The sequence below is a fragment of the Curtobacterium sp. MCPF17_001 genome (assembly GCF_003234615.1).
In the GTDB taxonomy this organism is placed as follows: Bacteria; Actinomycetota; Actinomycetes; order Actinomycetales; family Microbacteriaceae; genus Curtobacterium.
The window spans coordinates 109,921-120,771 of the sequence record NZ_QKSL01000011.1 but is presented as its reverse complement, the minus strand read 5'-3'; the positions used below and the strand labels follow the sequence as shown (position 1 = coordinate 120,771).

Annotated in this window: 11 protein-coding genes; 10 read left to right on the top strand and 1 reads right to left on the bottom strand. The window is 69.0% G+C overall.

Annotated elements, in window-relative coordinates; genetic code table 11:
* Positions 1 to 198 precede the first annotated feature (198 nt).
* The 9 genes from DEJ24_RS11755 (at position 199) to DEJ24_RS11715 (ending at position 9,147) form a co-directional block, all read left to right on the top strand.
* Complete coding sequence (locus DEJ24_RS11755; RefSeq protein ID WP_181436593.1) at positions 199 to 780, top strand: hypothetical protein; 582 nt, start codon at positions 199 to 201, stop codon at positions 778 to 780.
* 42 nt (positions 781 to 822) lie between these two features.
* Positions 823 to 1,278 (top strand): DUF6121 family protein, encoded by a 456-nt coding sequence (locus DEJ24_RS11750; protein WP_111078772.1) that lies wholly within the window; start codon positions 823 to 825, stop codon positions 1,276 to 1,278.
* A 75-nt stretch (positions 1,279 to 1,353) separates the two neighbouring features.
* Positions 1,354 to 2,502, top strand: coding sequence for a hypothetical protein (locus tag DEJ24_RS11745; protein WP_111078771.1), 1,149 nt, complete (start codon positions 1,354 to 1,356; stop codon positions 2,500 to 2,502).
* 250 nt (positions 2,503 to 2,752) lie between these two features.
* Positions 2,753 to 3,121 carry a 30S ribosomal protein S12 gene (gene rpsL, locus DEJ24_RS11740; RefSeq protein ID WP_058728453.1) on the top strand — a complete coding sequence of 123 codons (369 nt, stop codon included), beginning with the start codon at positions 2,753 to 2,755 and terminating at the stop codon, positions 3,119 to 3,121.
* Between the two features lie 5 nt (positions 3,122 to 3,126).
* Positions 3,127 to 3,597 (top strand): 30S ribosomal protein S7, encoded by a 471-nt coding sequence (rpsG, locus tag DEJ24_RS11735; protein ID WP_110903576.1) that lies wholly within the window; start codon positions 3,127 to 3,129, stop codon positions 3,595 to 3,597.
* Between the two features lie 87 nt (positions 3,598 to 3,684).
* Positions 3,685 to 5,799, top strand: a complete 2,115-nt coding sequence (fusA, locus tag DEJ24_RS11730; protein WP_110903575.1) for an elongation factor G — start codon at positions 3,685 to 3,687, stop codon at positions 5,797 to 5,799.
* 148 nt (positions 5,800 to 5,947) lie between these two features.
* Positions 5,948 to 7,135, top strand: a complete 1,188-nt coding sequence (tuf, locus tag DEJ24_RS11725) for an elongation factor Tu (protein ID WP_110903574.1) — start codon at positions 5,948 to 5,950, stop codon at positions 7,133 to 7,135.
* Between the two features lie 138 nt (positions 7,136 to 7,273).
* The gene (locus DEJ24_RS11720) at positions 7,274 to 8,251 is read left to right on the top strand and encodes a DNA topoisomerase IB (RefSeq protein ID WP_111078770.1); all 978 of its coding nucleotides are present in this window, start codon (positions 7,274 to 7,276) and stop codon (positions 8,249 to 8,251) included.
* A 98-nt stretch (positions 8,252 to 8,349) separates the two neighbouring features.
* The gene (locus DEJ24_RS11715) at positions 8,350 to 9,147 is read left to right on the top strand and encodes a DarT ssDNA thymidine ADP-ribosyltransferase family protein (protein ID WP_111078769.1); all 798 of its coding nucleotides are present in this window, start codon (positions 8,350 to 8,352) and stop codon (positions 9,145 to 9,147) included.
* Between the two features lie 85 nt (positions 9,148 to 9,232).
* On the opposite strand, the gene DEJ24_RS11710 is transcribed toward DEJ24_RS11715, so the two are convergent.
* Complete coding sequence (locus DEJ24_RS11710; protein WP_111078768.1) at positions 9,233 to 10,030, bottom strand: TrmH family RNA methyltransferase; 798 nt, start codon at positions 10,028 to 10,030, stop codon at positions 9,233 to 9,235.
* A gap of 500 nt (positions 10,031 to 10,530) precedes the next feature.
* On the opposite strand from DEJ24_RS11710, the gene rpsJ reads away from it, so the two are divergent.
* Positions 10,531 to 10,839 (top strand): 30S ribosomal protein S10, encoded by a 309-nt coding sequence (gene rpsJ / locus DEJ24_RS11705; RefSeq protein ID WP_110824248.1) that lies wholly within the window; start codon positions 10,531 to 10,533, stop codon positions 10,837 to 10,839.
* Positions 10,840 to 10,851 lie beyond the last annotated feature (12 nt).

Genomic DNA, 10,851 nt, shown 5'->3' with positions numbered 1-10,851 from the left:
GCCCCCCCCCCACCGGGGCCACCCGCCACGCCGCTCCCACTTCCGCCGCGCCGCCGGCTCCGTTTACGATGCTGCTCGGGCCCGCGCTCGCGGCTGCCCATCTCCCTCTCGGACGCCCCTCGAAACGGGCGCTCCTCGTCGTGCCCGGAGTCGCGCGTGTTCGTCGGTGTCATCGAGTTCCTCGGATGGTTCGGAGCAGTGACCGTTCTTGCTGGTTACCTGCTCTTCTCGCTCGGCAAGATCCCGAACGGCCCGGTGTACCAGCTGTTCAACCTGGTCGGAGGAGTCTCCGTGGCGGTCAACGTCGCCGCGCACCACGCCGTGCCGTCGACCATCGTCAACGGCATCTGGGCGGTTGTCGCGGCCGTCGTCCTGGTCCGGATGGGTCTTCGCCGAGCCCGCGGCCGTCGCGTGACCGGGGCATCCGACACCCGGTTCCCCGACCTCCACGCCGAGCCGCCGACGACCACTGTGGTCCTCCCCGTCATCGGTCCTGCGCTCCGTGACCACGACGACGACGTGACGTCCGTCGCCGACGCGGCCCCGAGCCTCCCGGCCGTGGCAGTGCCCGTGCCCGGAGCCAGCACCGGCACCGGAACCGGCACGGATGCCCCCGCCCCGATGACGGAGTCCGTCCCCGTCATCACCGCGACGATCGCCCTCGCCCTCGTCCGAGCCGCGACCCAACAGCACGCGACCCAGCAGCACCGGACCCGGCACGACACCACCCCGCTGCCCGCCGACCACGCCCCCGAGCCGGAACGCGCCGACGCCCCGTAGCCACGTCGCTGCCCGTCAACAGGGGAGGGCTACGATCGGCCCATGTCCCGGTGGTTGGTGGCGACGATGACGTCCGTCCTCTTCATCGCGCTCGTCATCGCGGTGGCGGGCTTCGAAGCCCTGCTCGCCGATGCCGAGGCGATCCGCCAGCCCGACGCGACCCCGTACCTCGGACCGGCAATGGTCGTCGGTGCCGCGCTCGTCGTGTTCCTCTCGACCGCGATGGGCGCGCGGGAGGGCAACCCCGGCGTCACCGGTCTGGTCGCCGCCGCGACCACCTACCTGGTCATGCTCGGGGTCGGTGCGGTGGGCTACGCCCTGGTCCGGTCCGACGTCGCGGAGCTCCTGGTGTTCCCCGCGGGCTACGCCCTCAGTCCCTTCGTGGTGGGTGCGGTCGTCGTCGCCCTCCTGACCGTCGTCGGCGGCATCTCAGCGGTGCGCTGGCAGGCGAGTCATCCACAGGGGTCACAGCGGCCGCCGGTCCGTCCACAGGACTGACGGGAGGCGCGGCCCACCCCCGCCCCGGCCGGTACGATTCCGGGGAAGCGCTGACCGATGCACCATGGGGGACCGATGACCGACCGAGCTGACCGCACGCCGGGCTGGGAGTCGGTGCCGGACGACGAGTCGTTGCACGGCGACCGTGTGCTGCCGCCCGCCATGACCGTCACCCAGTCGTCGCCGACCTCGAGCCCCGGGCGTCGACCGATGCGCCGTGGCGTGGTCGTCGGGATCGTGGCCGGTGTCGCAGCAGTGGTCCTGCCCGTCGTCGCCGGGGGCATCGGGTGGTCGGTCGGATCGGACAGCCACTCGGCCGAGCGGCCCGTGGAGTCCTTCCTGGACGACGTCGAGCACGGCCACCTCGCCGACGCCCTCCGGGCCGCCGGCATCGACCGCGGCCGCGACGACGTGCTCCTCACGGACGCGGCGTACGCGCGTGCCGGGGACAAGATCACGGCGCACCGGATCACCTCCGTCCAGCAGGGGTCGGACCGGGCGACCGTCCAGGCCGTGCTGACCCAGGCGGGCCGGATCGTCCCGGCGACGTTCGAACTCGAGCGGTCGGGCACCGACTGGGGTGTCTTCCCCGTCTGGTCGCTGCGGGCGCCGGCGCTGGGGTCGGTGCAGGTCGTCGTGCAGGGGCCGCCACGCAGCACCGTGCAGGTCGCGGGCGTCGACGTCCGGACCGACGCTTCCGGTGCTGCTGACCTCCGCGCGTTCCCGGGCTCGTACGGGGTGCACCTCGACGGGGGCAAGTGGTTCACGGCGACGGACTCGACCGCGGCGGTCCCCGGCTTCGGCGCTGCCGGCACCCCGGTCGTGGTGGCGACGACCCTGACCGACGCGGGGGTGCAGGCGGCGTCGAAGGCCGTGGACGCGTGGGTGGACGCCTGTGTTGCCTCGACCTCCGCGGCTCCCGACGGCTGCAGCTTCTACGCCTACGGCGAGGACCCGGCGAACACCTACTCCGGCCAGGAATGGACGCTCGATGCGCGACCGTCGGTCGCCGTCGGGGGTTGGGCGTCGAAGGGATGGGCGGTCGAGACCCGTTCGGCGGGCTCGGCGACGTTCCGGGCGCAGTTCACGGGTCCGGCCGGCCGAGGCACCGCCACCGCCGGGCCGATCACGGTGAACGCCTCGGGGTGGATCACCGCGTTCAGCGACGACGGCGCGACCTTCGTGTCGGCCGTCGGCAACGGCCAGTCCGACTCCGGGTCCTGACGTCGACGACCCCGGTCACGCCCACAGCGGACGCGCCGGTGTCCGACCTACCACGGATTGACCTCGTCTGTCGCGACGGCTAGGCTCTTCCGGGTGTGCGCCTTCGGGCGCGCCCAGATCTTGCAGGCCTCTGGCCTCCCGATCACTCCATCCCCCATCTCCCTCCGCCGTCAGGCGTTGGTCCGCGTGGGATGAGGAAGCCGACGGACCGCGTCGGCCAGAGAGCACGAGCGAAGAACCAGGAGAACAGTTGCCTACCATCCAGCAGCTCGTTCGCAAGGGTCGTACGCCGAAGGTCGTCAAGACCAAGGCGCCGGCACTGAAGGCGAACCCCCAGCAGCGTGGCGTGTGCACCCGCGTCTACACCACCACCCCGAAGAAGCCGAACTCCGCCCTGCGCAAGGTCGCTCGTGTGAAGCTCTCGAACGGCACCGAGGTCACGGCCTACATCCCCGGTGAGGGCCACAACCTCCAGGAGCACTCGATGGTGCTCGTCCGCGGCGGTCGTGTGAAGGACCTCCCGGGTGTGCGTTACAAGATCATCCGCGGTGCCCTGGACACCCAGGCCGTCAAGAACCGTAAGCAGGCTCGTAGCCGCTACGGTGCGAAGAAGGGTTGAGTTAGATGCCTCGTAAGGGTCCCGCCCCGAAGCGCCCCGTCGTCGCCGATCCGGTCTACGGCGCCCCCGTCGTCAGCCAGCTCGTCAACAAGATCCTCCTCGACGGCAAGAAGGGCCTCGCCGAGCGCATCGTCTACGACGCGCTCGAAGGGGTCTCCTCCAAGAACGGCCAGGACGCCGTCGTCACGCTCAAGAAGGCGCTCGACAACGTCCGCCCGACCCTCGAGGTCCGCAGCCGCCGCGTCGGTGGCTCGACCTACCAGGTCCCGGTCGAGGTCAAGCCGCACCGCGCGAACACCCTCGCGCTCCGCTGGCTGACCTCGTACGCCAAGGGCCGTCGCGAGAAGACGATGACCGAGCGTCTCATGAACGAGATCCTCGACGCGTCGAACGGTCTCGGTGCCGCGGTCAAGCGCCGTGAGGACACCCACAAGATGGCCGAGTCGAACAAGGCCTTCGCGCACTACCGCTGGTAGTCATCCGGCACCGTCCGGGTGCCTCGGCCAAGAGCCGCGGCGCCCGGACGGCCGCCACCCTCTCCTACAACTCTCCCGGAGGAACCTGTGGCACAGGACGTGCTCACCGACCTGAACAAGGTCCGCAACATCGGCATCATGGCGCACATCGATGCTGGCAAGACCACGACGACCGAGCGCATCCTGTTCTACACGGGCATCACGCACAAGATCGGTGAGGTCCACGACGGCGCTGCCACGATGGACTGGATGGCGCAGGAGCAGGAACGCGGCATCACGATCACGTCGGCCGCGACGACCTGCTTCTGGGACAACAACCAGATCAACATCATCGACACCCCGGGTCACGTGGACTTCACGGTCGAGGTGGAGCGTTCGCTCCGCGTCCTCGACGGTGCGGTCGCCGTCTTCGACGGCAAGGAGGGCGTCGAGCCCCAGTCCGAGACCGTGTGGCGTCAGGCGGACAAGTACAACGTCCCGCGCATCTGCTTCGTCAACAAGATGGACAAGCTCGGCGCCGACTTCTACTTCACCGTCGACACGATCATCAACCGCCTCGGTGCGGAGCCGCTCGTGCTCCAGCTCCCGATCGGTGCCGAGAACGACTTCACCGGCGTCATCGACCTCATCGAGATGCACGCCAAGGTGTGGCCGGGCGACGCCAAGGGTGACGTCACGATGGGCGCCCAGTACGAGGTCCAGGAGATCCCCGCGGACCTCCAGGAGCGTGCCGAGGAGTACCGCGCCAAGCTCGTCGAGCGTGTCGCCGAGACCGACGACGCACTGCTCGAGAAGTACTTCGGTGGCGAAGAGCTGACCAAGGCCGAGATCAAGGCTGCGATCCGCAAGCTGACGATCAACTCCGAGGTCTACCCGATCCTCTGTGGCTCGGCGTTCAAGAACCGTGGCGTGCAGCCGATGCTCGACGCGGTCATCGACTACCTCCCCTCGCCCCTCGACGTGCCGCCGATGATCGGCCACGACGTCAAGGACGAAGAGGTCGAGATCATCCGCAAGCCGGAGTCTTCCGAGCCCTTCTCGGCGCTCGCCTTCAAGGTCGCGGTGCACCCGTTCTTCGGTCGCCTGACCTACGTCCGCGTGTATTCCGGTCACATCGACTCCGGTGCCCAGGTCATCAACTCGACCAAGGGCAAGAAGGAGCGCATCGGCAAGATCTTCCAGATGCACTCCAACAAGGAGAACCCGGTCGACTCGGTCACCGCCGGTCACATCTACGCGGTCATCGGCCTCAAGGACACCACCACGGGTGACACCCTGTGCGACCCGTCGAACCAGGTCGTCCTCGAGTCGATGACGTTCCCGGAGCCGGTCATCGAGGTCGCCATCGAGCCGAACACGAAGGCGGACCAGGAGAAGCTCTCGGTCGCGATCCAGAAGCTCGCTGAAGAAGACCCGACGTTCCGCGTCGAGCAGAACGCCGAGACCGGTCAGACGACGATCAAGGGCATGGGCGAGCTCCACCTCGACATCCTCGTCGACCGCATGAAGCGTGAGTTCAAGGTCGAGGCGAACGTCGGCAAGCCGCAGGTGGCCTACCGCGAGACCCTGACCAAGGTCGTCGAGCGCTACGACTACACCCACAAGAAGCAGACCGGTGGTTCCGGTCAGTTCGCGAAGGTGCAGATCGCGCTCGAGCCGATGCCCGTCACCGCTGAGAAGGTGTACGAGTTCGTGAACGGCGTGACCGGTGGTCGCGTCCCGCGTGAGTACATCCCCTCGGTCGACGCGGGCATCCAGGACGCGATGCAGGTCGGCGTCCTCGCCGGCTTCCCGACCGTCGGTGTCAAGGCGACCCTCAAGGACGGCGCGGCGCACGACGTCGACTCGTCCGAGATGGCGTTCAAGATCGCCGGCTCGATCGCGTACAAGGAAGCGGCCCGCAAGGCCGGTCCCGTGCTGCTCGAGCCGATCATGGCCGTCGAGGTCCGTACGCCCGAGGAGTACATGGGCGACGTCATCGGCGACCTGAACTCGCGTCGTGGCCAGATCTCCGAGATGACGGATGCGTCCGGCGTCAAGGTGGTCCGTGCGAGCGTCCCGCTGTCCGAGATGTTCGGCTACGTGGGCGACCTGCGCTCCAAGACCTCTGGTCGTGCTGTCTTCTCCATGGTGTTCGAGACCTACAACGAGGTCCCGCGCAACGTGGCGGACGAGATCATCCAGAAGAGCACCGGGGCCTGACGCTCCCGCGTCATCCCCAGGCGAGGGTGCCCGGCGACGGGCCCCTCGCCACCAAGTAAAGTAGAGACACACACACCGCGCGCCAACAGCGCAGGACCGACCAGGTCCTGCTGGGGGCGACGCATCCGAGTCCTGAGGAGGACCCACAGTGGCCAAGGCCAAGTTCGAGCGGACCAAGCCGCACGTCAACATCGGAACCATCGGTCACGTCGACCACGGCAAGACCACGCTCACGGCGGCGATCACCAAGGTTCTGCACGACCAGTACCCGGACCTCAACGAGGCCCGCGACTTCGCGCAGATCGACAACGCTCCCGAAGAGCGCCAGCGCGGCATCACGATCAACATCTCGCACGTCGAGTACCAGACGGAGAAGCGCCACTACGCGCACGTCGACGCTCCTGGTCACGCTGACTACGTGAAGAACATGATCACCGGCGCGGCCCAGATGGACGGCGCGATCCTCGTGGTCGCCGCCACCGACGGCCCGATGCCCCAGACGCGTGAGCACGTGCTGCTCGCCCGCCAGGTCGGCGTCCCGTACATCGTCGTCGCGCTGAACAAGGCCGACATGGTGGACGACGAGGAGATCCTTGAGCTCGTCGAGCTCGAGGTCCGCGAGCTCCTCGGCTCGCAGGAGTTCGACGAGGACGCCCCCGTCGTGCAGGTCTCGGCGCTGAAGGCGCTCGAGGGCGACGAGAAGTGGGTCAAGTCCGTCCAGGACCTGATGGCCGCCGTCGACGAGAACGTCCCGGACCCGGTGCGCGCCACCGACCAGCCGTTCCTCATGCCGATCGAGGACGTCTTCACGATCACCGGTCGTGGCACCGTCGTCACCGGTCGCGTCGAGCGTGGCGAGCTGGACATCAACTCCGAGGTCGAGATCGTCGGCATCAAGGCGACCCAGAAGACCACGGTCACGGGCATCGAGATGTTCCGCAAGCTGCTGGACAAGGCAGTCGCCGGTGACAACACCGGTCTGCTCATCCGTGGCCTCAAGCGTGAGGACGTCGAGCGCGGCCAGGTCGTCGTGAAGCCGGGTTCGGTCACGCCGCACACCGAGTTCACCGCGAACGCGTACATCCTGAACAAGGAAGAGGGCGGTCGTCACAACCCGTTCTACGCGAACTACCGTCCGCAGTTCTACTTCCGCACCACGGACGTCACCGGCGTCATCACGCTGCCCGAGGGCACCGAGATGGTCATGCCCGGTGACACCGTCGCCATGACGGTCGAGCTGATCCAGCCGATCGCCATGGAAGAGGGCCTCCGCTTCGCCATCCGTGAGGGTGGTCGTACGGTCGGCGCCGGCACGGTCGAGAAGATCATCAAGTAACTCCGGTCACTTGCGTCAGCGGGGTCGGACCTTCGGGTCCGGCCCCGCTTTCCGTTTGCCCTCGCCGTCCGGGCCAGCACGCGCACCGGGGTACGTTCCTGCCCCGTCGGGCAGCCCCCATGGTGTTGCATCGGGAACGTGACACGTCTCCGCCGTTCCTCGACCAAGGGTCGGGGCTACCACCGACTCCGGAGCGGCAAGGGCTTCTCCTACAAGGACCCGCACGGTACGACTGTTACCGATCCGGAGGTCCGCCAGCGTCTCGAGGACCTCGTCATCCCGCCGGCGTGGGACGACGTGTGGATCTCCCCGTACGAGAACGGGCACATCCTGGCGACGGGCATCGACGGTGCCGGACGCCGGCAGTACATGTACCACCCGTCCTGGCGCGACCGCATGGACAAGATCAAGTACGACCGCGCGCTCGCCCTGGCCGAGTCCCTGCCGGCTGCGCGACGGATGGTGACACAGGACCTCCGCCGTCCGGAGCCGGACCGACGCCGTGCACTGGCCGCGGCGTTCCGGATGCTCGACCAGGGTTCCCTGCGCGTCGGGTCCGAGCGGTACGCCACCGAGCACGGCAGTCACGGTCTGTCGACGCTCCTCTGCACGCACGCCCACATCTCGGGCGATGACATCGAGCTCGAGTTCCCCGGCAAGAGCCACCAGGCGTGGTCGTCGACGATCCACGACGCGGACCTGGCGCGTGTGCTCGTCGGCATGAAGCGTCGCGGTCCGAACGCCCGCCTGCTGTCGTTCCGGGAGCGCCGCGGCGCCGACTGGGAGCCGGTGACCGCTGAGGACATCAACGCCTACGTCAAGGAGCGTGCGGGGGAGGACTTCACCGCGAAGGACTTCCGGACGCTGCACGGGACGGTCGCGGCCGCCGTCGACCTGGCCCAGACGGGCGTGCTGTCGAGTCAGGCGAAACGGAAGAAGGCCATCTCGCACGCCGTCAAGGCCGCGAGCGAGGTCCTGGGCAACACACCGACCGTCGCGAGACAGAGTTACATCGACCCCAGGCTGCTCGACGCGTACGAGCACGGCGAGACGATCGACCCCCGACGTCTGCACGCGGCCGAGTCCGAGGTCCGGGCGCTGCTCTACCGACAATGACGTGGTGGAGTGGTGAACGGTCGCCGGCAGTGCCGTGATGACGTAGCGTTGGTGGTCGTGCCCGCCCACCCCACGAGGCACGGAAGGACCCATCAGTCGTGACCGACGAGTGCATCCACGGTTTCCCCATCGAACTCTGCGACATCTGCTCCCCACGGCAGCGTGATCCGGAGGACATCATCAAGACCCCGACGCCGCGTCGGACCCGCGTGACCACGTCACTGCGGTCGACGCCGTCGACGCCGGGCGGCAAGGTCCCGGAGCAGGTGCTGCCGGCGACCCGTGACTTCGGTGCGCTCCGCGCGCACCACGTCACCCACATCGACAACCTCCCCGGCATCGTGGCGGACGGCGCGATCGTCGCGTCGGACCAGGCCACGCCGGCCGTGGACGTCAGCTCCGCCGCCACCCGGGGGGCCCGTGCTGCGGCCACCGCCCCCGACGGTTCCAGCGTGGCCGGCCACGTCCCGTTCACCCTCTCGCCCGACGCCCGCCGGTGGGACGAGCTGCGCTCCGGCGCCGAGGAGGACCGCTGGTCCGACGCCGCCCGGCGCACCCGCGCGACCGAGTTCGTCGTCCTCGTCGTCCCGACGACCGCGTTCGGTGCGTCCGTGATCCTGGCCGACACCGACGCCGACGACCCGGACGTGCGCTTCGCCGTCGGCCCGGACGCAGCGACCAACCTCCTCCGCCGCACCGACATCACCGACCCGTCCATGCACGGTGTGGAGCTGCTCGCCGGCCCACAGGTGCCGATGTCCTCGGTCGCCCTGGTGGGGGTGCCGAACGACAAGGTCCGTCAGCAGGTGAAGGCCGTCTTCGCCGAACACGGTGGGCCCGCTCCGCGCGTGGCCGTCTTCCCGCCGTGGTTCGTCCCGCCGCTGCCCGAGGACTGATCCCCGGACGACAGAACGCCCCGGACCGCACGTGCGGGCCGGGGCGTTCTGTGCATCCGGTGTCCGGGTGTCGAGTGTCCCTGTTTCAGGCGCTGCGCCGGCTGCGGGCGTAGAGGACGATGCCGGCGACCACGGACACGTTGAGCGACTCGACCCGGCTGTCGATCGGTACCGAGACCGTGTCCGCCGCGAGGTCCTGCAGCACGTCCGAAGCGCCGGTCTTCTCGGCACCGAGCAGCAGGGCCACGTCGCCCTCGAGCTCACCGAGCGACTCGGGCGACAGCGACCCGTCCATGTCGACGTCGACGACCCGCAGGCCGGACTCGGCGAGCCAGCGGGCGACCCGCTCCCGTGACTCCAGCAGCACCGGGACCGAGAACACGTGACCGCGGCTCGCGCGGACGACCCGGCGGTCGGCGATGGTCGGCAGGTCGCTGTCGACGAGGACGACCCCGCGTGCGCCGAGGCCGACGGCGGTCCGGACGATGGCACCGATGTTGCCGACGATCTTCACCCCGTCGAGGACCAGCACGTCGCCGGTGCCCTCTGCCAGCGCCGAGAAACGGGCGGGTGCGGGGATGTTCGCGACGCCGAAGACCTTCGGGCGCTTCTCGCTGCGGAACACCTTGGTGAGCACGGCCGGTTCGACGAGGCGGACCGGCACCCGGAGCTCGGCGCAGAGAGCCGCGAGGTCGTCGGGGAACTCCCGCGTGGACTCGCCGTAGACCTCGATGAACCGGACTCCCGCGCGGAGGGCCTGCACGAGCGGCTCCTGGTCCTCGATGATCGCGGTCCGGACGGCCCCGCGGGCGGGCTTGGCGAGGTCGCTGAGCCGCTGGACGGCGGGGTCGGAAGGATCGGCGAGCACATCGAGATCGGGCATGCGCGAAGGCTAGCAGCGGCGTTCGGAGGGCCCGACGGGAGCCGACCTGGCGGGTGCGGGCAGTGCCTCCAGTCCGGCTCCGGACCGGCGGTGGGAGCCCGGCCGGGAGGCCCGTGGCGGGCTCCGCAACACGCCGTCGAGATCGCGACACGCCCGGGTTGCACGGAGGCATGGCCTATGCGAGACTTGTCCGGTTCCGAAATTCCGCGGGCGTTCGCGCCCGTGGGGTCACTGCTCTGGCAGTGCACAACCCCCCTGTTCAGCAGGGCTGGGTTGGGCCGCAGGCAGCAGAACACGCTCGACATCCGCCAGCACCACGGTGCGCGGGTGACGACATGCCCACGCGTGTGCCCCGGGTACTCGCGCGGTTGACAGGAGAACAGCGGTCATCCCTGCGGATGGAGCCGGTGGTTCACGTAAACAGCCGGGCACGCGACAGCGGAGCCCCGGCGGCGTCAGGCGGCCTGAGGGTGCGCGGCGCAGAGAGGACAGGAAAACACATGGCGGGACAGAAGATCCGCATCCGGCTCAAGTCGTACGACCACGAGGTCATCGACACGTCGGCCCGGAAGATCGTCGACACGGTGACCCGTGCCGGTGCGACCGTGGTCGGCCCGGTGCCGCTCCCCACCGAGAAGAACGTGATCCCCGTGATCCGTTCCCCTCACAAGTACAAGGACTCGCGCGAGCACTTCGAGAAGCGCACGCACAAGCGGGTCATCGACATCGTCGACCCGACGCCGAAGGCCGTCGACTCGCTCATGCGTCTCGACCTCCCGGCCGACGTCAACATCGAGATCAAGCTGTAAGGGGGCTGGAAC